The organism is Pseudoflavonifractor sp. An187, assembly GCF_002160275.1.
Taxonomy (GTDB): domain Bacteria; phylum Bacillota; class Clostridia; order Oscillospirales; family Oscillospiraceae; genus Enterenecus; species Enterenecus faecium.
The window spans coordinates 203,824-228,032 of the sequence record NZ_NFKG01000001.1; the positions used below are offsets into that span (position 1 = coordinate 203,824).

The 24,209-nt window shown below is 57.7% G+C and carries 25 protein-coding genes and 2 tRNA genes; 18 read left to right on the forward strand and 9 right to left on the reverse strand.

Annotated features, from left to right (window positions below):
- Window positions 1-132: 132 nt before the first annotated feature.
- The 5 genes from B5F22_RS01015 to B5F22_RS01035 form a co-directional block, all read right to left on the reverse strand.
- Window positions 133-3,081, reverse strand: coding sequence for a GIY-YIG nuclease family protein (locus B5F22_RS01015; RefSeq protein WP_087389864.1), 2,949 nt, complete (start codon window positions 3,079-3,081; stop codon window positions 133-135).
- Window positions 3,081-4,607 carry an Eco57I restriction-modification methylase domain-containing protein gene (locus B5F22_RS01020; protein WP_087389867.1) on the reverse strand — a complete coding sequence of 509 codons (1,527 nt, stop codon included), beginning with the start codon at window positions 4,605-4,607 and terminating at the stop codon, window positions 3,081-3,083. Before B5F22_RS01020 ends, B5F22_RS01015 begins: the two co-directional genes overlap by 1 nt.
- Window positions 4,600-5,259: a DNA methyltransferase gene (locus tag B5F22_RS01025; protein ID WP_087389870.1), complete on the reverse strand. Its 660-nt coding sequence runs from the start codon at window positions 5,257-5,259 to the stop codon at window positions 4,600-4,602. The genes B5F22_RS01020 and B5F22_RS01025 overlap by 8 nt, the downstream gene beginning before the upstream one ends.
- Before the next feature lie 214 nt (window positions 5,260-5,473).
- Window positions 5,474-6,085, reverse strand: a complete 612-nt coding sequence (locus tag B5F22_RS01030; RefSeq protein ID WP_087389873.1) for a recombinase family protein — start codon at window positions 6,083-6,085, stop codon at window positions 5,474-5,476.
- Window positions 6,086-6,316, reverse strand: coding sequence for a phosphoribosylglycinamide formyltransferase (locus tag B5F22_RS01035; protein WP_087389875.1), 231 nt, complete (start codon window positions 6,314-6,316; stop codon window positions 6,086-6,088).
- A 74-nt stretch (window positions 6,317-6,390) separates the two neighbouring features.
- On the opposite strand from B5F22_RS01035, the gene B5F22_RS11910 reads away from it, so the two are divergent.
- Entirely contained in the window at window positions 6,391-6,882 is a 492-nt protein-coding gene (locus B5F22_RS11910; RefSeq protein WP_143482142.1) for a hypothetical protein, read from the forward strand.
- A gap of 45 nt (window positions 6,883-6,927) precedes the next feature.
- A complete protein-coding gene (locus B5F22_RS01040; protein ID WP_087259250.1) occupies window positions 6,928-7,770 on the forward strand; it encodes a helix-turn-helix transcriptional regulator in 843 nt (280 codons plus the stop codon).
- A gap of 141 nt (window positions 7,771-7,911) precedes the next feature.
- On the opposite strand, the gene folD is transcribed toward B5F22_RS01040, so the two are convergent.
- The 4 genes from folD to B5F22_RS01060 are packed head-to-tail and all read right to left on the reverse strand — an operon-like array spanning window position 7,912 to window position 12,247.
- The gene (folD, locus tag B5F22_RS01045) at window positions 7,912-8,751 is read right to left on the reverse strand and encodes a bifunctional methylenetetrahydrofolate dehydrogenase/methenyltetrahydrofolate cyclohydrolase FolD (protein WP_087229783.1); all 840 of its coding nucleotides are present in this window, start codon (window positions 8,749-8,751) and stop codon (window positions 7,912-7,914) included.
- A complete protein-coding gene (gene lgt, locus B5F22_RS01050; protein WP_087390078.1) occupies window positions 8,741-9,664 on the reverse strand; it encodes a prolipoprotein diacylglyceryl transferase in 924 nt (307 codons plus the stop codon). The genes folD and lgt overlap by 11 nt, the downstream gene beginning before the upstream one ends.
- Window positions 9,665-9,666: 2 nt before the next feature.
- The gene (locus B5F22_RS01055; RefSeq protein ID WP_087389877.1) at window positions 9,667-10,962 is read right to left on the reverse strand and encodes a pitrilysin family protein; all 1,296 of its coding nucleotides are present in this window, start codon (window positions 10,960-10,962) and stop codon (window positions 9,667-9,669) included.
- Window position 10,963: 1 nt separating this feature from the next.
- A complete protein-coding gene (locus tag B5F22_RS01060; RefSeq protein ID WP_087389880.1) occupies window positions 10,964-12,247 on the reverse strand; it encodes a pitrilysin family protein in 1,284 nt (427 codons plus the stop codon).
- Between the two features lie 260 nt (window positions 12,248-12,507).
- Here B5F22_RS01060 and ylxM point away from each other — a divergent pair, with 260 nt between their 5' ends.
- The 16 genes from ylxM to B5F22_RS01140 all read left to right on the forward strand — a co-directional run bounded on the left by ylxM (window position 12,508) and on the right by B5F22_RS01140 (window position 24,184).
- Window positions 12,508-12,879, forward strand: coding sequence for a YlxM family DNA-binding protein (ylxM, locus tag B5F22_RS01065; protein WP_087229773.1), 372 nt, complete (start codon window positions 12,508-12,510; stop codon window positions 12,877-12,879).
- 3 nt (window positions 12,880-12,882) lie between these two features.
- Window positions 12,883-14,223 (forward strand): signal recognition particle protein, encoded by a 1,341-nt coding sequence (ffh, locus tag B5F22_RS01070; protein WP_087229770.1) that lies wholly within the window; start codon window positions 12,883-12,885, stop codon window positions 14,221-14,223.
- A gap of 65 nt (window positions 14,224-14,288) precedes the next feature.
- Window positions 14,289-14,525 (forward strand): 30S ribosomal protein S16, encoded by a 237-nt coding sequence (gene rpsP / locus B5F22_RS01075; protein ID WP_087229767.1) that lies wholly within the window; start codon window positions 14,289-14,291, stop codon window positions 14,523-14,525.
- A 20-nt stretch (window positions 14,526-14,545) separates the two neighbouring features.
- The gene (locus B5F22_RS01080; protein WP_162607922.1) at window positions 14,546-14,776 is read left to right on the forward strand and encodes a KH domain-containing protein; all 231 of its coding nucleotides are present in this window, start codon (window positions 14,546-14,548) and stop codon (window positions 14,774-14,776) included.
- 66 nt (window positions 14,777-14,842) lie between these two features.
- Window positions 14,843-15,328, forward strand: coding sequence for a ribosome maturation factor RimM (gene rimM, locus B5F22_RS01085; RefSeq protein ID WP_087389882.1), 486 nt, complete (start codon window positions 14,843-14,845; stop codon window positions 15,326-15,328).
- Window positions 15,329-15,333: 5 nt separating this feature from the next.
- Entirely contained in the window at window positions 15,334-16,524 is a 1,191-nt protein-coding gene (gene trmD / locus B5F22_RS12825) for a tRNA (guanosine(37)-N1)-methyltransferase TrmD (protein ID WP_204210470.1), read from the forward strand.
- Between the two features lie 18 nt (window positions 16,525-16,542).
- Window positions 16,543-17,358 (forward strand): hypothetical protein, encoded by an 816-nt coding sequence (locus tag B5F22_RS01095; protein ID WP_087389885.1) that lies wholly within the window; start codon window positions 16,543-16,545, stop codon window positions 17,356-17,358.
- Window positions 17,349-18,206, forward strand: coding sequence for a 16S rRNA (adenine(1518)-N(6)/adenine(1519)-N(6))-dimethyltransferase RsmA (rsmA, locus tag B5F22_RS01100; RefSeq protein WP_242955025.1), 858 nt, complete (start codon window positions 17,349-17,351; stop codon window positions 18,204-18,206). Before B5F22_RS01095 ends, rsmA begins: the two co-directional genes overlap by 10 nt.
- Before the next feature lie 83 nt (window positions 18,207-18,289).
- On the forward strand, window positions 18,290-19,030 hold the full coding sequence (locus B5F22_RS01105) for an SH3 domain-containing protein (RefSeq protein WP_087389888.1): 741 nt from the start codon (window positions 18,290-18,292) through the stop codon (window positions 19,028-19,030).
- 435 nt (window positions 19,031-19,465) lie between these two features.
- Window positions 19,466-19,541 (forward strand) — tRNA-Thr (locus B5F22_RS01110).
- 14 nt (window positions 19,542-19,555) lie between these two features.
- Window positions 19,556-19,632 (forward strand) — tRNA-Arg (locus B5F22_RS01115).
- A 70-nt stretch (window positions 19,633-19,702) separates the two neighbouring features.
- Window positions 19,703-20,044 (forward strand): ASCH domain-containing protein, encoded by a 342-nt coding sequence (locus B5F22_RS01120; RefSeq protein WP_158096565.1) that lies wholly within the window; start codon window positions 19,703-19,705, stop codon window positions 20,042-20,044.
- 230 nt (window positions 20,045-20,274) lie between these two features.
- On the forward strand, window positions 20,275-21,570 hold the full coding sequence (locus B5F22_RS01125; RefSeq protein ID WP_087389894.1) for a dihydroorotase: 1,296 nt from the start codon (window positions 20,275-20,277) through the stop codon (window positions 21,568-21,570).
- Window positions 21,560-22,483 carry an orotidine-5'-phosphate decarboxylase gene (gene pyrF, locus B5F22_RS01130; protein ID WP_087389897.1) on the forward strand — a complete coding sequence of 308 codons (924 nt, stop codon included), beginning with the start codon at window positions 21,560-21,562 and terminating at the stop codon, window positions 22,481-22,483. The genes B5F22_RS01125 and pyrF overlap by 11 nt, the downstream gene beginning before the upstream one ends.
- A gap of 20 nt (window positions 22,484-22,503) precedes the next feature.
- Window positions 22,504-23,274, forward strand: a complete 771-nt coding sequence (locus tag B5F22_RS01135) for a dihydroorotate dehydrogenase electron transfer subunit (RefSeq protein WP_087389900.1) — start codon at window positions 22,504-22,506, stop codon at window positions 23,272-23,274.
- Entirely contained in the window at window positions 23,267-24,184 is a 918-nt protein-coding gene (locus B5F22_RS01140; protein ID WP_087369257.1) for a dihydroorotate dehydrogenase, read from the forward strand. Before B5F22_RS01135 ends, B5F22_RS01140 begins: the two co-directional genes overlap by 8 nt.
- The last annotated feature ends 25 nt before the right edge of the window (window positions 24,185-24,209 follow it).

Consider the following 24,209-nt stretch of genomic DNA (forward strand, 5'->3'; position numbering starts at 1 on the left):
GTTCGGAACGCAGTGACGCAAAACAGCCCGGACATTTGCTGTCCGGGCAGTCTGCCCCGCAGAGCGCACGATACAGGGCTTGCCCCTGTATAGAAGTGCGCCCTTGTTGCCAAGGGATGATCGGGCGGTTCCTCACGCTTTCCGCAGGAACCCCTGCTGGAACGCACCGGGAAACTGGAACTTTTTCTCCAAGCCTCCGAACGAAACCGTGATCAGGCCTTTGTCGATGTTCTGCACAACACCTGCGCCAAATGCTTTATGTACCACAGCGGAACCTGCCGTAATATCGGAGACATCCACCTGTGGCACAGCCTTAGGCGGCTCCGGGGCAGCTGGCACAGGCGGGACAAACGCCGGGTGGTAGGTTGGCTGCGCCGGGGGCACTATATCCCGCCGGATGGTCGTAGTAACCACCGGGCTGCGTCCTGCACGCCTGCTTGGCTGGGGTTTCGGCTCCGGTTCAGGTATTTCGTCCTCATATTCTTCCACCGTAGTGGTGTCCGCGCCAAAATACGGTGTGTCCGGCCCATCCTCTGCGCTAAGGGCGGGCGCTTCCTCTGAGCTGGCCAACTGCCCGGCCATCATGTCGTAGTCCTGCCGGGTCAGCACGGTGCTGTACAGGCCGATGCTCTCGCCCGCATGGCGGTCAATGCCGGTGTAGGAAAGACTGGCATCCTCGTACCGCTTGAACTTGTACACCGCATCATTCATCAACGCCTCATTGAACACATTCAGTGAGACTAGCAGTTCAAAGTCTTTCACATTCAGGCCTGTCACCTTTTTGAACAGCTCCGGCTCCAACTGGGTGATGACATCCTTCAAGCTGTATTCGCGGTAGTCGGTCAGGTACATAAACACCGGCACGCGGGTGGCAAACTTAATCAGCTTCTCCTGGATCATTTTGCGCTTGGACTTGTACTCTTTTTCTTCCTCCGAAAGCTCTTTCTTTTGTTTGGGCGTCAGCTTGTCGCTCTCTTTTTTCGCCTTCTTGACGGCTTCCGACTTGTTGATGATCGTCTCAATATCGTCGTTCAAGCTACGGAACCCCTCAATCCGCATCAGCGCATCCATCGCCGCTTTGTTGGCCAGCAGGCGCGCCAGCGTCTCGTTGTCCACATTCACCAGCAAGGCAGATTCCCATCGCTTGGCCAGCAGTGTGGCGGAGGTGCCCGCCATCGCAATGTCCAGAATTTCGGCCGCATTGACCTGCCGCATGGCGCTGCCATCGTAGGCTAGCACCGGCAGGAAGTTGATAAATTCGCCGACTTTCTTTTCCGGGTTGCTCTCGCCCACATTCAGGCGGCAGCTGTAATCGGAAATTTGCTTCAGCGCCCGGTCCAGGGCAAAGTCAAAGACATAGCACTCTTTTTTGATGATCTGCTTCTTGCCGCTATCATCTGTAATTTCCCAGGGGCTTTGCACGCGGAACGCTGCCTGGAAATAGGTCTCCGGGCTGGACAGGTTGCGCAGCATAAAAATGCCGGTCCACGGCTTGATGGTCACACCGGTGGTCAGCTTGCCACAGGAGAGGGTGATGGTTTTGGTGGAGAGCGGGTTGCCCATAGACCGCCGCACCGGCTCCACGGCTTTGACGCCGATGCCCGCCTCGGTACCGGCACAGACATTGACCGTATAGTCGTGGTAAAAGGCGTTTTGGCGCTGTTCCAGCAGGTTGGCCATTGCATAGCAGGAGGCCACATTGGGCAAAAACCACAGCGTATGGTTCAGCACGTTCAGCAGGCGCGTGTCTGAGAAGGGCATGGGCGGTTTTTCGGCCCCCAGCTTTAGCTCGTCCACGGTGGTCTCCAAATAAGAGCCGCGGATCAGGTCCAGCCATTTCTGCACGTAATCTTCATAGATAAAATGGGCATCTTTGCCCTTGCCCTCGGCCGAGAAAAAGGCATTCAGGTCAAACTCGTCAAACTCTCCCTGCTTGGCGATCTGCTGGATGCTGTCCGGGATTTTGTAGGTCAGCATGACCATGCGGGGCAGGGCGGCGTAGGGGTTATCCTCGCCTACCCAGTTTTCTTTGGCTCGCTGCTCGTCCGAGTAGGTCCAGTTATAGATCTGTTCCTCGATAAACTCGCCGGAGTTCAGCGCCCGGAACGGCGTGCCGGACAGATACAGATAGTACATCGTGGTGATGGGCAGCCAGGTTTCATCGTAGGCGTTGCCGCGGTCGTACTTGCTCAGATCCTCATCGTAGCTGTCCTCGTCCTGCTCAAACAGCTTACGGGCATTTTCTTTCCAGGCGCCGAAATGATACTCGTCAAAGATGACCAGGTCCCAGTTGGTGGTATGTACCCATTCATTGTTGGCCTTGATGCCACCGGTCTCTTTGTTGACGCCGAGAAAATCCTGGAAGGAGCCAAAGCAGACGATGGGCCGATTTTTGTCCGCCCGCTGGTACTGGTCGTTGATGGTGTCCTGCAAATTGTTTGTATCGCGGGAGATGAACTGCCAGCCCTCAAAATCCACATGGGACATTAGGTCCTCGCGCCAGGCGGTCTGCACAGCGGGCTTGAAGGTCAGGATCAGCACCCGCTTGAAGCCCATCTTCTTAGCCAGCTCGTAGGAGGCAAAGGTCTTGCCAAAGCGCATTTTGGCGTTCCACAGGAACTTGGGCGTGCGGTTGGAGCCTTCCTCGTAGGCGGAGCGGTAGTAGGCGATGGTGCGGTTGACTGCCTCCGCCTGTTCCGGGCGCATGGCAAAGGTCTGGGTGCGGTTCTCCACATTGTCGGTGTGGTTGCGCACGGCCACAATGGCGGCCTGCACATCTTGCACCGTGCAGCGGAACCATTCGCCGCCCGCGCGCTGCACGCCCTTGCGCTCCAACACGCGGTGGACATCGTGGTCATTGAAGCAGCTGCCATCCGGGTACATGGCGCTCTCCCGCAGCACGATGCGGTAGGGTACGCTGCCGTCCGGCCGCTTGGTGGGGTACTGCTGTGCTACACGCCGGTCCACATCCACGGTGGTGTAGCCAACTTTCAGCAGGCCACGGTACTGGGGGTTGGTGTCCTCGTAGGCGTAGATCATGGGGTGGGTGGTGGGACGCTGGGGGAAGAATACCTGTGCCATTACTCGTCACCACCTATGTCCATCGGCTTAATCATAGACTCAATAAAGTTGGTTTCTTCATCTGTCAGGCCATACTTGGCATAGAGTTCTTCATCGCTCCAAGTCTTGGAAAAGTCCTGGACTGGAACAAAACAAAAGCTGGTTTTTGTAATCATTATTGATGAACAGGCCTGTAAAATCAAGAAACGAACAAATTTGGTTTTAAGATAATCAAAAAAGTTCACCGTTTCACTTTTTGTGTCAAAAGCATCTACAACAATATAAGTTTCACTACATACTTCTTTTGGTTCTAATATTTCCAGGACTGACAGAACACGTGCTTGACCTGATTTATCTCTTTTCCCTGCATGTTCAAAAAAGACTCGGGAAACAATTACTTTCCACTTATCAATCAAAGCTGTACCAGCAGTTACTTTGGCTCTTTCAATTTTCCCCTTGCCACCGTTCCAACGTAAAGTAAGTTCTCCATGTCCATCAGGCCGGGCATAAGTTCTCAAGCCAAATGGCTTTTGCGTACTAACTGTCGAATCCACAGTAATTGGGTGGTTGGATAGAACTTTCTTTACTATGTTGACTGCTTTATTTGAACGGATAAGTATCTGATATTCATTCAAATATCTTTCACTCGCATCAATATTTGTTCCATCATGGTTTGTCACCAAGCAAGGGCCGTGGTAATCTCTATCCCACAAGAAGTAGCAGACTCCTCCTGAAATATCGACACCTGGGAAACAATCTTCTGCATTCACAAAATCATGTAGCTCTTTAATCCGGTGGTCCTCTAGCATGGCTTTTCGAAATTCGCCAAGGCCACGGCCACCTGAAAACCATCGAGATGGTACAATCATAGACAAGTACCGCGGCTTTAATTTTTCTGCTTGTTTGACAAATTTTTGATAAATCGGAACAGCACTCGCATTATTGCCACCATCACTCAACTGATATGGCGGGTTTCCGATGATCACATCAAACTTCATCTTAAAAATTTCCTCCGGCCGGGTCGTGTGGATAAACTCGTAGGCATGGCTTTCCAGCCCATCGCCACGTTTGGCAGCGCCGTATTCCTGCTCGGACGCGCCGCAAAAGACGCATTTGCCGTTCTTCCACACGTGCTGTATGTTCTTAAATCGGATATTACCCTGCACATCTTCAAAGCGGGAAACCGAGTATTTGCTGTTGGGGTATTTCGAGCAGTACACGCTCCGCCGCCCCAGCAAACTGGTCAGCTCAGTGATGGCAATGCCGTAAAGCTGCTTGTGAAAGATATGGTCCACCCGCTGCTGCAAATCGGGGATTTGGTCCTCCAGCCCCACCAGCAGCCGCTTGGCAGTCTCCCGCAAAAACACGCCGGACTTGCAGGCCGGGTCGAGAAATTTTGTGTTCGGGTCGCGGAATAGCTCCTGCGGCAGCAGGTCCAGCATGGCGTTGGCTACCTCCGGCGGGGTGAACACCTCATCGTTGGAGAGGTTGGCAATGCAGGACAAAACATCCGGGTTATAAGTAGACGTGTACAGATCGTTACTCATAGTCGGCCAACCTCCTGTAATCTGTGGGCGGATACTCCCACACCGGGGCGGGGATAAACGCCTGCACTTCCTCGTCATACTGCCAGCCGACCATGTCCAGGCTCATCTGTTCTTCATGGCCTTCCAGCAGCTGACTCAGCTCGTAATCCCGGCGCTTGACCAAATTGCCGGTGACAAGGCTCCACTCAGCAAACACAATGGGGCTGCCATCCGCCTGCCGCAGGGTCAGCGCATCACCGCACAAAATGTTTTTTCGCAGGATGAACTTGACGGTTTCGCGGCACTGGTCGTTGGCTTGGCTTTTGGCGTTGGCTGTATACTCGGTGTCCCAGATTTCAAACAGTTTCTGGCGGCAGATTTCGGCGTTGTCCTCCAAAATATCTACGCCGTACAGGCTGGTGATGGCGATGACGGAGTATTTCTCATAATCCGCCGGGCTTTTGCCGTACTGCCGTTTGACCACCACCAGCTTGCGGCGAAGGATTTCGGTCAAAAACGCCCCCTCGCCGCAGGCTGGCTCCAAAAAACGGGAGTCGATGCGCTCGGTCTCCGGCTTGACCAGATCGCACATGGCCTTGACTTCGCGCTCGGCGGTGAACACCTCGCCGTGGTCGGCGACGCGTTGTTTGGATTTGACCTGTTTCGCGGCCATCTCCGTGCCTCCTTTCAAAAGTCAGAAGGCACGGGGATCTTTTGCCAAAAGGTGTACTTTCTCGCATCGGAGGATGGAGGCTGAAAGCGTTCGTTTAACAGCGAAGTCGTTCACAATTCCGTGCTGGAAATCAGCATGAATCCGTGGTAAAATGAGTTTGACTATAAAAATACCGATTTTACAGGAAGGTACACCTTTCTGTAAAATCAGGCGCTTACAACAACTTGGCTTTTTCGTAAATCTCTGCCCGGTAGCGGAATGTGGAAAGCGGCATCCCGCACTCCTTCGCTGCTGCTGTTCCTGTGATTTTTCCGGCTTTCCACCTTTGGTAAGCACTATGAAAGTTTTCGGGTAGCGGTCTGGGCGGTCTACCAAACCGAACGCCCTTTGCCTTTGCGGCAGCGATTCCTTCGGCTTGGCGCTGTCTGATGTTGGTGCGCTCGTTCTCCGCCACAAAGGAAAGCACCTGCAAGACGATGTCAGATAAAAACGTGCCCATCAGGTCTTTGCCTCGGCGGGTATCCAGTAACGGCATATCCAAAACCACGATGTCGATGCCTTTCTCTTTCGTCAGTACCCGCCACTGTTCCAAGATTTCCGCATAGTTGCGCCCCAGACGGTCGATGCTCTTGATATAGAGCAGATCGTCTTTTTTCATTTTCCGCAGCAGGCGTTTGTACTGGGGCCGGTCAAAGTCTTTGCCGGACTGCTTGTCCATGTAAATGTTTTTCTCCGGGACGGCAAGCTCCTGCAAAGCGATCCGCTGCCGGTCCTCGTTCTGGTCTTTACTGCTGACCCGGATGTACCCATAAGTAATCCCAGCGATTTATCTCACCCCCCGGCGCTTTTGCCAAACAATGTCATACCCCAGCACATCGGCCAGTTCCACCGCCTCACCGTAACGCAGGCTACCTCGTTTCAGCTTGTCCGACAGATTGGGAACGCTGCTGCTCCAACCGTATTCATCGGCCAGGATTTCCACGGCTTCGCTCATGGTCATGCCAGCCCGGATGATATAGGACTTGATCTCGTTTCGGTAAATCTCTTTGTTTCTCATGGTTTTGTCCTCCTTTTTTCGTTCGCCCGATGATGAAGCCGGTGCGCTGACGAGTGTACTGCCTTCATCATCAAGTGATGGATGATAGCCTGCGGGTATCGGTTTTCTCCGCCGCCTGCGAAGCCCTGTTCACAAGTGGCAGGCTTCGGCTTCACCGTTTCGCGTGGATTTTCGCGGGTTGGGATAATTGTACGCCGGACAGCGTACCCGCTTCGCCATCCGGCGTATCGCGCTTTGATGGCGTTATCAATATGAAAACGCCGGATTTTTCGCTGTTTTCACTTCCTTTGAAAATATCGCTGCATTTTGCCGTTCTCCCCGAATGCCGTTCCTGCCCCTGCCTTTTCAGCGGCGTATTCCAGCATTGGCACGCTCTCCTGTGCTTTCAAACAAGCGGGGTCATGGCGTTGCTTCCCCTGCCGGGGGTATCCCATTCGGACGGTCATGTAATTTTCAAGGTGCTGTTGCCTCTCGACAAGTACAGTTTAACGAAAAATCGGGCCTGTTCCCGTATATCCAAGAGGTTGGAAAACGGGTGCGAAAAGCGAAAATTTCTACGCTTATAGAAATCTGTGCTATAATTAAGAAGCAGGACGAGAGGGGGCGCGGATATGAACATCAAGATAACAATCCCGGAACGGCTCAAAGATTTGCGGACAGAGCGCGGTCTCACGCTGGAACAGCTTTCCGAGGCGACGGGGATTTCCCGTGCTGCCCTCGGCAAATATGAGGCGGACGATTTCAAGGACATCAGCCCGTTCAGCATCGCGGCGCTGGCAAAGTTCTATGGGGTATCCGCCGATTACTTAATGGGATTGACGGAAACAAAAAATCACCCAAACACAGAGCTGGAAGCCCTGCATTTGGGTGATGGTGCGATTGAGGTGTTGAAGGACAGACAGTTTAACCACCGGCTGCTGTCGGAGCTGATCTGCCACAAAGATTTTCAGCGTTTGATGCTGGATGCGGAAATCTATGTTGACCGCATTGCAGATATGCGGATCAACGACATGAACGCTGTGCTGGAAGCCGTGCGTCAAATGGTGCGGGCAAAGCGAGAGGATAGTGCGAACGATCTCTATCTGCGCACACTGGAATTGGCGCAGGTGTCTGAGGAAGAATACTTCGGCCATGTGGTTGCGAATGACCTGACAGGGATACTCCGCGATATTCGGGAATCCCACAAAACCGACAGCACAACAGCCGACGAGCCGTCCGCCGCGGCACAAGCACAGCAGCAGTTACAGACTGCCATGAACTTTGAGGGCAGCAGCGATGAAAAGAAGGCGCGGGCACTCTTGGCTACCCTCGGCATTGACTATGATGCGATTACCAAAGAGCAATTTGTCAATCTGATTGAGGTGCTACGGCTGTCGAAACACATGAAAAGTTCCATAAACCAGCGGGGCAAGGGCAATACAACACACGGAAAAGGCAAACGGAAACGTAAATAGGCAAGAAAATACGCCGTATCCAGCAAAATCTGCTGAATACGGCGTATTTCTTCGTTGCCCAATCCTGCCTGACAGATGCTCGAATCGTAATTTTTTCAAATTACTTTCTTATGAGCACCTGCCCGATCGGCGGGGCTTGCTTCATTTCAAATGGTTTTTGGCCGCGGTCAAGGTGTTGAGCATCAGCATGGCCCGAGTCATGGGGCCCACGCCGCCGGGCACGGGGGTGAGATAGGAAGCCTTGGGCTCCACTTCCTCCACCACCACATCGCCGCACAGCTTACCTTCGGCGTTGCGGTTCATGGCCACGTCGATGACCACCGCTCCCTCCTTCACCATGTCCCCGGTGACCAGACCCACCTGGCCCACAGCAGAGACCAGAATGTCCGCCGTGGCGGCGATCTCTTTCATATCCGGGGTCCGGGAGTGGCAGACGGTGACAGTGCCATGGGCGTGGAGCAGCAGCATTGCCATGGGCTTACCCACAATGTTGGAGCGCCCCAGCACCACACACCGCTTGCCGGTGGGGTCAATGTGGTACTCCTTCAGCAGCTCCATAACGCCGCCGGGGGTACAGGGTTGAAATACCGGCTGACCGATGGTAAGCTTTCCCACGTTATAGGGGTGGAAACAGTCCACATCCTTGCCAGGATCAATGGCCAGCAGCACCTCTTCCTCACAGAAGCCCCGGGGCAGAGGTAGCTGTACCAGAATACCGTCGATGTCCTCCCGGCGGTTCAGCTCACCGATAAGGTCCAGCAGTTCCTGCTGGGTGCTGGTCTCTGGCAGGGCGTACTCCTCGCTGTAATAACCGCACTCCTCGCAGTCCTTACGCTTGCTGTTGACGTATACCCGGGAGGCAGGATTGTCCCCCACGATAATGACCGCAAGGCCCGGTCTGCGCCGCAGCTGTGCCGCCTCCTCCCTGGCCTGTTCCTTTAACTTTTTGGCCAGAGCCAGGCCATCCATCTTAATTGCCATGTTCTTCTTGCTCCTTCCCGGCCGCAGTCAGGGGCGGCGTAACACCCTTCCCCCGCTTCCATTGAATCACCATGATGATGATGGCGGCCACCGCAGAAATAATTCCCACCAGTTGAGACGTGCGCAGCCCGGTGTCAAAGAAGTACAGGCTGTCGGTGCGCATCCCCTCGATGATGGCACGGCCAACGCCGTACCATGCCACATAGGACAGGAAAATCTGTCCGTCAAATTTCCGACCCTTCCGGGCCAGCAGCACCAAGAGCACAAAGCCCAGCACATTCCACAGTGATTCGTAGAGGAAGGTGGGGTGCACGCCCAGGGTGCCGTCCAAAATACTCTGATATGCCTCCTGAGACTCCAGCAGGCCCTTGTCCATCAGCTCATTGGCAATGGAGGTGGAGCACATGCGCCAAGGCAGCGTAGTCAGGCCGCCGTAGGCCTCCACATTGACAAAGTTGCCCCATCGGCCAATCGCCTGGCCGATGAGCAGCCCGTAACAGCCCACATCGGCATAGTTCCAGAAAGACTGGTGACGCACCTTGCAGTATACCGCTACGGTAATCACTGCTGCAATCACTCCGCCGTAGATAGCTAGGCCGCCGTCCCAGATGGCAATAGCCCGCCCCCAGTCAAAGGAGCCGTCTGCACCGCGAAACTGAGACAAATAGAAAATTACATAGTAAGCTCTGGCCCCGATGATGGCCAGAGGCACAGCGAAAAACAACATATCAATGAGTTTTTCACTGTCCACGCCCAAGCTGGCGGCCTTTTTCGTGCAGTAAAACACCGCCAGCAAAAATCCAAAGGCAATGATGACGCCGTACCAGTAGATATCCTTGCCAAACAGGTTCAGCGCCACCCGGTTGAGGGTAAATTCCAGGCCTAGGCCGGGAAACGACACCGTATTGACCACGATCAATCCCACCTTTCCTGATCGCCTGTACCCACCGGGCACACCACCGACAGGGCCACCCGCTCGGGCACACACCACTGCTCCAGCATCGCTCTGGCATCCTCCCACTCAATGCTCTGGAAACACTGGGGGAAGTTCAGATACTCCTCACCCCGGAAATAGTTCTGGGCCAACTCAATGCAGGTGTCCTCCAGGGAGTTGAGCCGCCGCACCATGCTGCCGTAGGCGGCCTTCTTCAGGCGCTCCCACAGCTCCGGGTCCAGGCCCTCCTGGCACAGCCGCTGGGCCTCGGCCAGCACAGCGTTCCGTACCGCCTTGGGGTCCCGGCTCTCGCCGCCTGCCATCAGGTAGGCGCATCCCGGCACCGACTCGTAGTCTCCGCCGAAGCTGCTGTTGATGAGCCCCTCCTCATACAGCTTGGTGTACAGGGGCGCAGAGGCGCCAAAGAGCACGTCGCATACCAGTTCTCCCACCAGCTGCTGGCGCAGTTCCTGCCCCTCCGGGGCAGAGGTTCCCTTCACGCCCAGCTCGAACACCGGCACAGACACCGGCATCTCTCGCTGCACGTAGGACTGGGCCACCTGGACCGGCTCCTTTTGCCCCAGGTCCGCCTGACCCACGCCACCTCCGGTGTGGGTCACAATCTCCCGGGCCAGCTCCACCACCCGCTGGGGGTTCACAGAGCCCGCCACGCACAGCACCATGTTATCCGGGCGGTAAAAGGCCTCATGACAGCGATACAGCACCTCCGGGGTGATCTGGGCAATGGATGCCTCGCTGCCTGCCACTCGCACCCGCACCGGGTGATTTTGATACATGGCCTCCATGAGCTGGTAGTACACTTCCACGTCCGGGTCGTCCAGGCACATGCGGATTTCCTGGGCAATGATGCCCTGCTCCTTGGCCACGCTCTCCTCCGTGAAATAAGGAGTGGTGACAAAGCTCAGCAGGGTGCGCAGGTTTTCCTCAAAGCCCCGGGTACATTCAAAATAGTACCCCGTGATGGCCGCAGCGGTAAAGGCATTGTCCACTGCCCCGTTGGCAGCCATGATTTGCAGCACGTTTCCCTCTTCCGAGTCAAACATCTTGTGCTCCAGGAAGTGGGCCACTCCCGCCGGGGTGTCCACCCAGTGCCCGTCCTCGTTGTGAAAGCGAAGGTGCATGCCACCGTAACGGGTGGCAAAAAAGGCGAATTGCTTGGCGTATTCCGGCCGCACATCCACCAGAATCTCTAGCCCATTTTCCAGGCGGTGGCGATGGATATTCTCGCCCAGCAGCTGATATTCCCGCAGTTCCATGTCAGCCCTCCTCCCCCGTGAGATAATAAATGGTATCCAGCGCCAGCATTTGGGCCACCGCCACCACATCGGCATGGGTGACCTGCTCCACCTGCTGGGCCAGCTCGTCCGGGCGGGTGGTGTCTCCCCCAGACAGCGCCGTGGACACCCCGTCGTCCTCCATCAGACCCTGGCTGTCCTTGCGGCTGACCAGGGCGTTGACCACCGAGCGGATGGCGGCTTCCAACTCCTCCTGAGTGAAGTCCCCTTGACGGATGGCGTCCAGCTGGGCCAGGATGGCCTCCTTGGCCACGCCAAACTTGGAAAACTCCACCCCCGAGGACACCACCATCAGCCCCTTCACCTTATCCAGCATGGAGGAGGCGAAATAGCAAAGGCTCATCTTCTCCCGCACATTGGTAAATAGCTTGGAGTGGGCGGTGCCGCCGTACAGGGCGTTGCACACCAGCAGCGCCGCAAACTGGGGATGGTTCACCACCACCCCGCCGGTGCGGAAGCCCAAGGCCAACTTGCCCTGGGTGACATCCATCGCATCAGTGACCTCCCGCACCTCGCCGCTCTGGGGACGGTCCACCACCTGGCACACCACCGGGGCCTGTCTGGCAGAGAGCAAGGGTGCAAAGGAGTGGGCAATGGCTTGCTCCACCCGCTCCACATCGGCAGACCCACCATAATAAAAAGTAACACGGCTGGTCCGGAGCAGAGTCCGATAATGGTCCCACAGCTCCTGGGCCGTCATGCTGCGGGCGGTCTGGGCATCCCCCAGCTTGTCCACCGCATAGGCCTCTTGGGCGCACATCTCCTGTACCAGCCGGAAGATGGACCAGCCCCGCTTGTCGTTGACCCGGGCAGCAATGCGGTCGGCCAGATTGGCCCCCTCGCTGGCCACAAAATCCTGGGAAAACACCCCGTTCTCCGTGTAAGGGTCCAGCAAAATTTCACCCACCAGGGCAAAGGCAGGCTCCAACACTGCCATGCCGTCCAGGGCATAGTGATCGTCAATAAAGCTGCACTGGAATCCCACGCACTGGCTCTCTCCCCGCTGACGGACCGCAGGGCCCAGGGATGCGCCATAGAGCTCGTCCGTAGCAGCGGACAGGCTCTCCATGTTGGGATGGTTCCGACTGCCCCGGTACAGGATGTCGGGAATCAAAGCGTAGGCCGTGGCGGTGTCCGCCCGCAGGGGCACCGTCAACGTCACGCTGAATACACCGGTTTTGAATTGATTGGTTCGAGTCATGACCAACTCTACCCCGTCAGCCAGGGTTTTGTGGAATCGCTCCATACCGTTCCTCCTTCAGGGAATTTCAGTACGCATATTATACATCATTTTCTCCATCTTTCCACTATAAAAACGGTCCTGACTCCTATCTCCCGCTTCATTGCAGCAAAATCCCCAACCATGCTATTTAAGAGAAGTTATTTTTGTTGCAATTGTCCAGGTGTATGGAAAGTGTTTTTCCTTGACAGCCCGAGATGGCTGTGGTATAGTATCCATTGTAAAGTTCATCTGCTTTACAACCCGCGGTCAAGGAGGTGCTCACCATGAAGAATCAGGCGTACCGCATGTCGATGCTCTATGATTTTTATGGTGATCTGCTCACCGATCGTCAGAAAGAGTTCTTCGATCTCTACTACAACGACGACCTGTCCCTGTCCGAGATCGCCGAAAACTACGGCATCTCCCGCCAGGGTGTCCGGGACGTGATTGTCCGGGCGGAGGCCGCCATGGACGAGATTGAGGAGAAAACTCACCTCATCCGCCGCTTCCACCAGAGCCAGAAAGAACTGCTGGCCATTGACGAAGCGGCTGACCGACTGCTCCAGGCCGTGCGAGCCGGGTCCTGTACCGCCTCTACCCTGGAGGAGATCGCCCTGAGTATTAAGGAACACACCGCCAAACTCAAACAGGAGTAAGCTATGGCATTTGAAAGCTTAACGGAAAAACTCTCCGCCACCTTCCGACGCCTGCGTGGCAAGGGCCGCATCAGCGAGGCGGACGTGAAGGTCGCCATGAAAGAGATCAAAATGGCTCTTTTGGAGGCGGACGTCAACTTTAAGGTGGTCAAGAACTTTGTGGCCTCTGTCACCGAGCGTGCCGTAGGCACCGATGTGCTGGAGTCCCTCACCCCCGCCCAGATGATCATCAAGATCGTCAACGAGGAGCTCACCGCTCTCATGGGCGGCGGGGACAGCAAGCTGGCCATCGCCTCTGCCCCTCCCACCGTGATCATGCTGGTGGGCTTGCAGGGTGCAGGTAAAACCACCAACGGCGCCAAACTGGCCGGATTGATGAAAAAGCAGGGCAAGCGCCCCCTGCTGGCCGCCTGTGACATCTACCGCCCCGCCGCCATCCGGCAGCTGGAAGTGGTGGGTGAACAGCTGGACATCCCGGTCTTCCAGATGGGGCAGACCAACCCCGTTGACATTGCCAAAGCCGCCGTGGAGCATGCCAAAAAACATGGCAACGACATGGTGTTCTTGGATACCGCCGGCCGCCTGCACATTGACCAGGAGCTCATGGATGAGCTGAAGGCTGTGAAGGCTGCCGTCAACCCCACCGAGATCCTGCTGGTGGTGGACGCCATGATCGGTCAGGACGCCGTAAACGCCGCTAAGGCCTTCGACGACGCTCTGGACATTGACGGCGTCATGCTCACCAAGCTGGACGGCGACGCCCGAGGCGGCGCTGCCCTGTCCATCCGAGCCGTCACTGGCAAGCCCATCAAGTTTGCCGGCACCGGTGAGAAGCTGGACAACATCGAGGTGTTCCACCCCGACCGCATGGCTAGCCGTATTTTGGGTATGGGCGACGTGCTCTCCCTCATCGAGAAGGCCGAGCAGAGCCTGGATGCCAAAAAGGCCGCCGAACAGATGGAGCGCCTGCGCAAAAACAAGTTCACCTTGGCTGACTTCTATGACCAGCTGGTACAGGTGAAAAAGATGGGCTCCATGCAGGACATTGCCGCCATGCTCCCCGGCATGAACGGCAAAAAGCTGGACTTTAACGTGGACGAGGCTGGCCTGAGCAAGATCGAGGCCATCATCCAGTCCATGACCCCCTATGAGCGGGAGAATCCCTCCGTGCTCAACTCCAGCCGGAAAAAGCGCATTGCCGCCGGGTCCGGCACCCAGGTAGTGGACGTCAATCGCCTGCTCAAGCAGTTTGAGGCGATTCAGATGCTCACCCGCCAGTTCTCCAATCCCAAGAAGGCCAAAGGCCTGCTCAGCCGCATCAAAGGCATGGGATTGCCCTTTTAAGGTTGGTTTCTGTCCCCCACGGACATTGCCATATACATGCTAGAATCTATGGAGGTGAAGATACAATGGTTAAGATCAGACTGCGTCGTATGGGTGCTAAGAAGGCTCCCTTCTACCGCGTTGTGGTTGCCGATTCCCGCTATCCCCGGGATGGTCGTTTCATCGAGGAGCTGGGCACCTATGATCCCCGCCAGAATCCCGCTGCCGTCAACATCGACGTGGAGCGTGCTCAGGCTTGGATCAAGACCGGCGCTCAGCCCACCGACACCGTGCGTGACCTGCTGAAGAAGGCTGGCCTGTAAGCGCGCGATTGGAGGTCCTCATGAAGGAATTGCTCACTTATATTGCCCAAAACCTGGTGGAGCATCCGGACCAGGTTTCTGTGACCGAGCACGAGACTCCCGCAGAGACCGTTTTGGAACTGCGTGTAGCCGCTGAGGACATGGGCAAGGTGATCGGCCGTCAGGGCCGCATCGCCAAGGAGATTCGGGCGCTGATGCGCTCGGTTGCCCAGCGTCAGGGCAAAAAGGTATCCGTTGACATCATCGACTGATACAGCCGCTTAAGGCGGGGGCTTGCCCCCGCCTTTTTGATTTTGACACAAAGAGGTGAACCGATTATGATCCATCCCTATCTGGAGTGCGGCCAAATCGTCAACACCCACGGCATTCGCGGTGAGGTGAAAATCGTCCCCTGGGCGGACAGCGCCGATTTTCTCTGCCAGTTCTCCACCCTATATATCGACGGCAAGCCAGTGAAGGTTTTGAATGCCCGCGTCCACAAAAACAGCGTCATCGCTCAGCTGGAGGGTGTGTCCGACGTAAACACCGCCATGCTGCTGAAAAACAAGGTGGTGCACATCCGTCGAGAGGACGCCAACCTACCTGAGGGCACCTTCTTCCTGGCCGATATCATCGGCTTGGACGTGGTGGATGAAGATGGCGTGAAGCTGGGCACTCTGAAAGACATTCTCTCTCCCTCCCGCCAGCAGGTGTATGTGGTGGAAGGAGAGCGTCAAATTCTCATCCCCGCCGTGCCGGAGTTCATTCTGGAGACCAATGTGGACGGAGGTTATATCAAGGTTCGCCTCATTGAGGGGATGTGAGAGGCATGTATCACATTGATATTATGACCCTGTTCCCTGACACCGTGGGGGACGTGCTCAGCGAGTCCATTTTGGGCCGTGCCCAGGAACGGGACTACATCCGCATCCTCACCCATCAAATTCGAGACTACACCAAAAACAAACAAAAACAGGTGGATGACTACCCCTATGGCGGCGGCCAGGGGGCCATTCTTCAGGCAGACCCTCTCTACCAGTGCTGGGACCACATTCGCCAGGAGCGCCAGTGCCGCCCCCACACCATCTACCTCTCCCCCTGCGGCAAGACCTTCACCCAGGAGGACGCCCGCCGTCTGGCCCGGGAGTACGATCATCTGATTTTGGTGTGCGGCCACTACGAGGGCATTGATCAGCGGTTCATTGACGCGTATGTGGACGAGGAGATCTCCCTGGGGGACTTTGTCCTCACCGGCGGTGAGATTGCCGCCATGGCGGTGGCAGATGCTGTGTGCCGACTCATCCCCGGTGTTCTCTCCCATGACGCCTGTTTTGAGGACGAGAGCCACTGGAACGGAATGCTGGAATACCCCCAGTACTCCCGCCCCGCCCAGTGGCACGGCATGGAGGTACCCAAGGTGCTCACCTGCGGAGACCACAAAAAGGTGGAGCGTTGGCGGCGAAAGCAGTCCATCCTCCGAACCCGGGACCGCCGCCCCGATCTGTACGCCCAGCTGGACCTGTCCTCCAAGGAGGACCAGAAGTTGCTGGCAGAAATCCGGGCAGAGGAGCTGCTCCGCCCCCTCCCCCATCCCGTCTATACCGTCCCGGCCACGCCGGAGCTGTGGGCCTCCATTTCCTGGCCCCACACCGACGTTATGCCCCCTCACAGCTACCTGTTGTGCCACGGACCGGAGCCAGCGGCCTGCTTCTCCCTCGAACCCCTGGAGGCAGAAGAGGACCTGGGCATTCAGGACGGCAAGTGGTCTGCCCCGGAGCGCAGTATGCTCCTCACCCTCCACGGCCAGGACCCTGCCCTCACCCACACCGACCTGGTGGACAAGCTGCTGGACCGGGCGGAGGAGCTGGCCAGACAGGCAGGCAGCCCCTGGCTACGCATGGCCGTGAGCAAGAAGGACAAGGAACTGCTGGCCCACATGAAGGCCGTGAATTTTCAGTATCGTGGAAACCTGGAGTACCAAGGCGCACGCCGGGTGGCCTACGAACTGCGTCTGAAATAACAAAGGGAGGTGCCTGCCATGATTTTGGGCATTGATGCCGGAACCAGCGCCGTGAAGCTGGCGGTGCTGGACGGGGACCGCATCTGTACCACCTACTATCAATCCAACTGCGACACCAGCGCCCACACCCTCCAGCAGGCCCTGGAGCGCTCCGGGATCCGCTCCCTTCCCATCACCCATGTGGCAGTCACCGGGCTCAACGGTTCCCGCTGCGGAGCGGACGCTTTGGGTCTACCCATGTGCACCGTGTCCGAGCTGGACGCCATAGGCTACGGCGGCTGCTTTCTGTCCGGGAAGGACGATGCCCTGGTGGTGAACATGGGCACGGGCACCACCTTTGTCCTGGCCCGCAACGGCGCTTACACCCACCTGGGCGGCACAGGCATTGGAGGCGGCACCCTCATGGGCCTGGGGCGAGGCCTTCTGGGGGTCCACACTCCGAACGAACTGTTTCAGTTGGCCGATGAGGGCGATTTGGGGCAGGTAGATCTGCGCATTGGAGATCTGTTTGAGGGCTCGGAGACCCTAGACCCCAGCCTCACCTCCTCCAATCTGGCCAAGGCCTCCCCCGACTCCACCCGGGCGGACTGGTCCGCCGGGCTGTTGAACCTGGTTTTGGAGTGCACTGGCACCATGGCCATGCTGGCCTGCGGGGCCCACCAGGTGTCTGATGTGGTGCTGCTGGGAGCCCTGACCCGGCTGCCCCAGGCCAAGGCCCGCTTCCAGGTCTTCACGCAATTCTACGCCCCCAACTATGTCATTGCGCCCCATGCCGATTGCGCCACCGCCATCGGCACCGCACTGCTGGCAAAGGAGAACACATCATGGATTTGACCAATCTTTCTGATATTAAGGCCCTGCTGGCCCGCCATGGATTCCACTTTTCCAAGTCCATGGGCCAGAACTTTCTCATTGAGGACTGGGTGCCCCGGGACATCGCCCACAGTGCCCAGCTGGATGAGAGCTGCGGCGTGCTGGAGATCGGCCCCGGTATTGGCCCCCTCACCGTGCAGCTGGCCCAACAGGCGGGCAAAGTGGTATCAGTGGAGCTGGACCGCTCCCTGCTCCCCATTTTGGAGGAGACCGTAGGCGGCTATGACAACGTGGAGATCGTCCCCGGCGACGTGATGAAGCTGAACATCCCCCAACTGGTAGAGGAGAAGTTCCAGGGGCTCACCCCCATGGCCTGCGCCAATCTGCCCTACAACATCACCACCCCCGTCATCACCCTGCTGCTGGAGAGCGGCTGTTTCCGCCGGGTGACGGTGATGATTCAGCGAGAGGTGGCCAAGCGCATCTGCGCCCAGCCCGGCACCTCGGACTTTGGGGCCTTCTCCCTGTTCTGCCAGTACCACGCCGTGTGCGAGTACCTCTTCGAGGTGCCTGCCCAGTGCTTCCTCCCCGCCCCCAAGGTGACCTCGGCGGTGATCGGCATGACTCTAAGGGACACTCCCCCGGTGGACTGCCCCCCCAAGCAGCTGTTCTCCGTCATCCGGGCCGCCTTCGCCCAGCGGAGAAAGACCCTTCTCAATGCCCTGTCCTCGGCCTACGGCAGCCAGCTGTCCAAAGAGCAGCTGAGAGATGCGCTGACCGAGTGCGGATTTGCAGAGACGGTCCGTGGCGAGCAGCTGGGCCTGGAGGAGTTCTCCCGTCTGGCCCACTCCCTATACGCCCATATGTAATATTCAGCCCTTCCCGGCCTTTTCCCGGGAAGGGCTGTCACTTTGCCCTTTGGGGCATACACTGGGATGAAGGAGGTAACATCATGCCTATTATTTATCTATCTCCCTCCACCCAGGAGAATAACTTATACGTCAACGGCGGCAGCGAAGAGGAGTGGATGAACCGCCTTGCCGATGCCATGATTCCATATCTGGAGGCCACCGGGATTCGATACAGCCGAAACACCCCAGACATGACGGCTGTGTCCTCCATCCGGGCCTCCAATGCAGGAAACTACGACCTACACCTGGCGCTGCACTCCAACGCCTCCCCAGAGGGAGAATATGGCCAGAACCGAGGTGTCCTGGTGTTCCACTACCCGGGCAGCGTCCAGGGCACCAAAGCCGCCACCATTATGGCCGACCATCTGCGGGAGATCTACCCCTTACCGGACAAAGTGCGGGTGGAGCCTACCCGTACCATTGGAGAGGTCCGGCTCACCCGGGCACCCTCCGTCTTTTTGGAGCTGGGCTACCATGACAACCTGGATGACGCCGTGTGGGTGCAGAGCAACCTGGACCTCATCGCCCGGACCATCGTCCAGGCCCTGGCGGAATACTTTCAAATTCCCTTCCTGGCCCCTAATGCGCCTCGTCAGGGTGTGGTGGACGTGAGTTGGGGGCACCTGAACATCCGTTCCCGCCCTTCCCTGTCCGCCCCTGTCATTGCCAAGGCCTATGACGGGGCCATCTTGACCATCCTCAACCAGTGGCAGGACTGGTACCTGGTCTCCTTTGACGGGACAGAAGGATATGCAAGCGCAGATTTCATCACACTGGTTTGAGGCCCATTCCTCCGAGTTTTGCATACCACCGGAACATGTCTGGATGCAGCTGGACCACTCCGACCAGGCTATGCCCGCCTGGAGCCTCCTGCAAGCTCTGGCTTACAAGTCCACCAGTTCCATGCCCCCACCGCCCCAAGATCAGGTCTGAGGGGTTATTCACAATTTCTTCAAAAAAACTTCAAAGAATATCCACTCACACAATCTGGGATGTGGTATCCTAACAGTGTCAGAAATGACAACTCCTCCCTCTCTCTTTTGAAAACCATGCCTCCTCCATCTCGCCCACGATGGAGGAGGCAACTTTTTTGTTTTTCACGACACCGGAAAATCATCTCTGGGAATTTTGAAAAATAGGGTTGACAAATGTCCATCCCCGTGGTAAGATAATCAGGCTTTTGAGCCTCGCCTCTGCCACGAAGGCACGACAGGAATGCTGGTGTAGCTCAGTTGGTAGAGCAGCTGATTCGTAATCAGCAGGTCGCGTGTTCAAGTCACGTCACCAGCTCCAAAAGCTTTTCATATGCGGCTGTAGCTCAGCTGGATAGAGTGTTTGGCTACGAACCAAAAGGTCGGGGGTTCGAATCCCTCCAGCCGTACCAAGAATCTCGAATGCGATTGCATTCGAGATTTTTGTTTTTTCATCCCATCCAGAAGGTGAAGGTGGATCATATGAATCACGAAATGGGGCTGTACCCCGAAAATTTTGAAACCGTCAAATCCGGGCAAAAGCGTCGGGAGTACCGTTTATATGATGAGAAACGGCAAAACATCCGCCCCGGAGACACCATCACATTTTATAACACGGAGTCCAACAAACGGGTCACCGTACTGGTGGAAAGCCTGCACATTTATGGAGACTTCAAAACCTGCTATCAGGATTTCTGGGAAGAGGATTTTGCAGACCGAGGAATTACGGTGGAACAACTGGTTCAAGACACCTATCGGGGCTGGTGGTCCAAGGAGAAGGAAGAAACATACGGCTGTGTGGTAATCAAGTTCAAGCCACTGTAAGTTCTCGAAGCTCAATGGCAAGCTCTTTGCAAAGGCATCTGTTTTTTCAGATGCCTTTTTTGTCGTTTTCGCACCTCATCTTGGCAGTCCCGCCCTGTTTCACCCTGTGTTTCACTTCACTTTTTTGGGATTGATGGCATACTTTTTTGCAATTACGAATTGCATCTTGCTGCTATTTCGTGTATAATAGGCCGAATATATAAGTAGAAGTAACATGAGGAGTGAGAAATTTGAAATTACTGGTGAAAGGTGGACATGTGGTTGACCCCTCCACCGGCCTGAATCAAATCTGTGATATATTGATTGACAACGGACGGATTTCCGCTGTGGGCGAATCCCTGACCACCCCCGAGGAGCACTGCTCCACACTGGACGCCAGTGGTCTGGTGGTCGCCCCCGGCCTGGTGGACCTCCACGTCCACCTGCGAGAGCCCGGCCAGGAAGATAAAGAGACCATTGCCACCGGGTGCGCTGCCGCCGCCCGTGGCGGCGTGACCACCCTGGTGGCCATGCCCAACACCCGCCCTGCCACCGACTGCCCAGAAGTGGTCGCCCGGGTGAAAGAGAAGGCCGCCCACACGGGTATCCACGTCTATCCCGCTGGCGCTGTCACCCAGGGCCAGAAGGGCGAAGCTCTCACCGACTTCCAGGCCCTTTGGAAAGCGGGCGTCCCCGCCTTCACCGACGACGGCGTCCCCGTCCAGAACCTGGCCCTACTGCGCCAGGCCATGCAGCAGGCCCGCACCTTGGGTCTGCCCATTCTGGACCACTGCGAAGATAGGGACATGGTGCGCAACTATGCGGTCAACGAGGGTGCCGTCTCCCGCCAGCTGGGCCTCCCCGGCCGCCCCGCCATCGCCGAGGAATTGCAGGTGATGCGGGATGTGATGCTGGCCAAGGAAACCGGAGCCCGGGTGCACATCTGCCACATCTCCACTGCTGGTACCGTGAACATCATCCGCCGGGCCAAAGCGGAGGGTGTAGCCGTCACCTGTGAGACCTGCCCCCAGTACTTCATTCTCACCGAGGAAGAGGTGCTGCGCCAGGGCACCATGGCCCGGGTCAATCCCCCGCTGAGAACGGCAGCGGACCGGGCCGCCATTCTGGAGGGTCTGAAGGACGGCACCATTGATGCCATTGTCACCGACCACGCCCCCCATTGCGCCTGGGAAAAGGCCCAGCCTCTGGAGAAAGCCCCCAGCGGCATGGTGGGTCTGGAGACCTCTCTGGGCCTCGCCCTCACCTACCTCTATCACGCCGGCCACATGTCCCTGATGAAGGTGATTGACCGCATGAGCACCACCCCTGCCTCCCTGCTCCGGCTGCCCGGCGGCACCCTCCAGGAGGGCCGTCCTGCCGATCTTGTGCTCTTCGACCCCGACCAGGTCTGGACGGTGAACCGGGACACCTTCGCATCCAAGGGACGCAACACCCCCTTCCACGGCTTCCAGCTGAAAGGCAAAGTGAAATACACCATTTCGATGGGTCAGATCATTTATCAGGAGGATGAAAGAGATGTCATTTGATGTTTTGCAGGAAAAGATCCGTGAGAAAGCCAACCCCACCGTGGCCGGTCTGGACGCCCGCGTGGAGTACATTCCCCCTCACATTCTGAAAAAGCACACCGACCGTCTGGGCGAGACCCTGGAAGCCGCCGCCGAGGCAGTGGCCGAGTTCGACTGCGGTCTCATTGACGCCCTCTGTGACGTGGTCCCCGCCGTCAAGCCCCAGGCCGCCTATTTTGAGATGCTGGGCTGGCGTGGCATGAAGGTGATGGAGGACGTGATGGCCTACGCCAAGAGCAAGGGCCTGTATGTCATCGCCGACATTAAGCGGGGCGACATCGGCACCACCGCCACCGCCTACGCTGAGGGCTGGCTGGGCACCACCCAGGTGGGCAATGCCAACCTCTCTGCCTTCGATGCCGACTGTGTAACCCTCAACGGCTACATGGGCTCTGACGCCATCAAGCCCTTCCTCAAGGAGTGCGTGGCCCGCAACAAGTCCGCCTTCGTGCTGGCCAAGACCTCCAATCCCTCCTCTGTGGAGCTCCAGGACATGGTGGCCGGTGACCGTGTGGTGTACACCGTCATGGGCGACCTCATTGAGCGCTGGGGCAAGGACACCGAGGGTGCCTGCGGCTATCAGGCTCTGGGCGCTGTGGTGGGCGCCACCCACCCCTCCGTGCTCAAGGAACTGCGCCGCCGTCTGTCCAAGACCTTCTTCCTGGTCCCCGGCTACGGCGCTCAGGGCGGCACTGCCGAGGACGTGCGCAACGCCTTTGACGAGCTGGGCCGCGGCGCCATCATCAACGCCTCCCGCTCCATCATGTGCGCCTGGAAAAAGACCGACAACAACGGTCTGGACTACCAGGAGGCCGCTCGTGCCGCCGCTGAGAAGATGCGGGATGAGCTGAAGGAATACATCACCGTGCGCTAAGCCAAGAGAGGGAGAGAGATATGACTGTAGAACAACGCTGCACCATCGTGGAGGCCGTACACCTCCCCTCCGGTGGTGTGTCCATGACCTTCCAGAGCCACGGCATGGCCGCTCAGATCACCCGCCCCGGACAGTTTGTCCACGTGCGCTGTGGGGAAGGCCTGCTGCTGCGCCGCCCCATCTCCATTTGCAGCTGGTCTGTGGAAGGAGACCTCATCCGCATGGTCTTTGAGGCCCGGGGTGAGGGCACCCGCTGGCTGGCTCAGCGCCAGGTGGGCGAAGAGCTGGATGTGCTGGGCCCCCTGGGCCACGGCTTCCAGATGGAGCCCCAGGGCCGCTACCTGCTGGTGGGCGGCGGCATCGGCGTGCCTCCCATGCTGGGCTGCGCCAAGCACGCCGGGGTGAACAACACCGCCATTCTGGGCTTCCGCTCTCAGGCCAACGCCATGCTGGTGGAGGAGTTTGCCACCTGCTGCGGCCAGGTGCGCGTGGCCACCGACGACGGCTCCATGGGCCACCACGGTTTTGTGGACGCCCTGGTGCGGGAGGAGCTGGAGCGCAATTCCGACTACACCGCCGTGCTGGCCTGCGGCCCCAAGCCCATGCTCCGCTCGGTAGCCAAGGTGGCTGAGGCCATGGGCGTACCCTGCCAGGTCTCCATGGAGGAGCGTATGGGCTGCGGCGTGGGTGCCTGCCTGGTCTGCGCCTGCAAGAGCGCAGACGGGCATCAGAAGCACGTATGTAAGGACGGACCTGTATTTGACTCCAAGGAGGTGTCCTGGGATGACTGAACCCTGCATGAAGGTCAATTTGGCCGGTGTGGAACTGAAAAACCCCGTGGTGGTGGCCTCCGGTACCTTCGGCTTCGGCCGGGAGTACGGCCAGTTCTACGATCTGTCCGAGCTGGGCGGCATCTGCGTCAAGGGCCTCACCGCCCAGCGCCGGGAGGGCAATCCCGCCCCCCGCATTGCAGAGACTCCCATGGGCATCCTCAACTCTGTGGGCCTACAAAACCCCGGTGTGGACGCCTTTATCGCCGAAGAGCTGCCTTTCCTGCGTCAGTATGACGTGAAGGTCATCGCCAACATCTCGGGCAACACCCCCGAGGAGTACGGCGAGATGTGCGAGAAGCTGTCTGCCGCTGGCGTAGATATGATCGAGGTGAACATCTCCTGCCCCAACGTCAAGGCCGGCGGGCTGGCTTACGGCACCAAGCCCGAGCTGGCCGCTGAGGTCACCCACATGGCCAAGTCCCACTCCACCGTCCCCGTGATGGTGAAGCTTTCCCCCAATGTCACCGACATCACCGAGATCGCTCGGGCCGTGGCAGACGCTGGGGCCGATGCCCTCTCCCTGATCAACACCCTGCGTGGCATGCGCATTGACATCAACACCCGCCGCCCCATTCTGAAAATGAACACCGGTGGTCTGTCCGGCCCCGCCGTGCTCCCCGTGGCCGTGCGCATGGTCTGGGAAGTGGCCCAGGCTGTGAACCTGCCCATTCTGGGTATGGGCGGCGTGTCCAAGGCTGACGATGCCGCCCAGCTGATGCTGGCCGGCGCCTCCGCTGTGGCGGTGGGCACCGCCTGCTTTGCCGACCCCTACACCCCCGTGAAGGTGCGGGACGGTCTGAAGGAGCTGGCCCAGGCTCAGGGTCTGGAGTCCATTACCCAACTCACTGGCGGCGTGCGCCCCTGGTAATTTCCTGACGAGAGAAGAGAGAACA

Coding starts and splice junctions, on each gene's coding strand:
- B5F22_RS01015 (WP_087389864.1), bottom strand. CDS start 3,081: ATGGCACAGGTATTCTTCCCCCAGCGTCCCACCACCCACCCCATGATC.
- B5F22_RS01020 (WP_087389867.1), bottom strand. CDS start 4,607: ATGAGTAACGATCTGTACACGTCTACTTATAACCCGGATGTTTTGTCC.
- B5F22_RS01025 (WP_087389870.1), bottom strand. CDS start 5,259: ATGGCCGCGAAACAGGTCAAATCCAAACAACGCGTCGCCGACCACGGC.
- B5F22_RS01035 (WP_087389875.1), bottom strand. CDS start 6,316: ATGAGAAACAAAGAGATTTACCGAAACGAGATCAAGTCCTATATCATC.
- B5F22_RS01040 (WP_087259250.1), top strand. CDS start 6,928: ATGAACATCAAGATAACAATCCCGGAACGGCTCAAAGATTTGCGGACA.
- folD (WP_087229783.1), bottom strand. CDS start 8,751: ATGGCAATTAAGATGGATGGCCTGGCTCTGGCCAAAAAGTTAAAGGAA.
- B5F22_RS01055 (WP_087389877.1), bottom strand. CDS start 10,962: ATGGAACTGCGGGAATATCAGCTGCTGGGCGAGAATATCCATCGCCAC.
- B5F22_RS01060 (WP_087389880.1), bottom strand. CDS start 12,247: ATGGAGCGATTCCACAAAACCCTGGCTGACGGGGTAGAGTTGGTCATG.
- ylxM (WP_087229773.1), top strand. CDS start 12,508: ATGAAGAATCAGGCGTACCGCATGTCGATGCTCTATGATTTTTATGGT.
- ffh (WP_087229770.1), top strand. CDS start 12,883: ATGGCATTTGAAAGCTTAACGGAAAAACTCTCCGCCACCTTCCGACGC.
- rpsP (WP_087229767.1), top strand. CDS start 14,289: ATGGTTAAGATCAGACTGCGTCGTATGGGTGCTAAGAAGGCTCCCTTC.
- B5F22_RS01080 (WP_162607922.1), top strand. CDS start 14,546: ATGAAGGAATTGCTCACTTATATTGCCCAAAACCTGGTGGAGCATCCG.
- rimM (WP_087389882.1), top strand. CDS start 14,843: ATGATCCATCCCTATCTGGAGTGCGGCCAAATCGTCAACACCCACGGC.
- trmD (WP_204210470.1), top strand. CDS start 15,334: ATGTATCACATTGATATTATGACCCTGTTCCCTGACACCGTGGGGGAC.
- B5F22_RS01095 (WP_087389885.1), top strand. CDS start 16,543: ATGATTTTGGGCATTGATGCCGGAACCAGCGCCGTGAAGCTGGCGGTG.
- rsmA (WP_242955025.1), top strand. CDS start 17,349: ATGGATTTGACCAATCTTTCTGATATTAAGGCCCTGCTGGCCCGCCAT.
- B5F22_RS01105 (WP_087389888.1), top strand. CDS start 18,290: ATGCCTATTATTTATCTATCTCCCTCCACCCAGGAGAATAACTTATAC.
- B5F22_RS01120 (WP_158096565.1), top strand. CDS start 19,703: ATGAATCACGAAATGGGGCTGTACCCCGAAAATTTTGAAACCGTCAAA.
- pyrF (WP_087389897.1), top strand. CDS start 21,560: ATGTCATTTGATGTTTTGCAGGAAAAGATCCGTGAGAAAGCCAACCCC.
- B5F22_RS01135 (WP_087389900.1), top strand. CDS start 22,504: ATGACTGTAGAACAACGCTGCACCATCGTGGAGGCCGTACACCTCCCC.
- B5F22_RS01140 (WP_087369257.1), top strand. CDS start 23,267: ATGACTGAACCCTGCATGAAGGTCAATTTGGCCGGTGTGGAACTGAAA.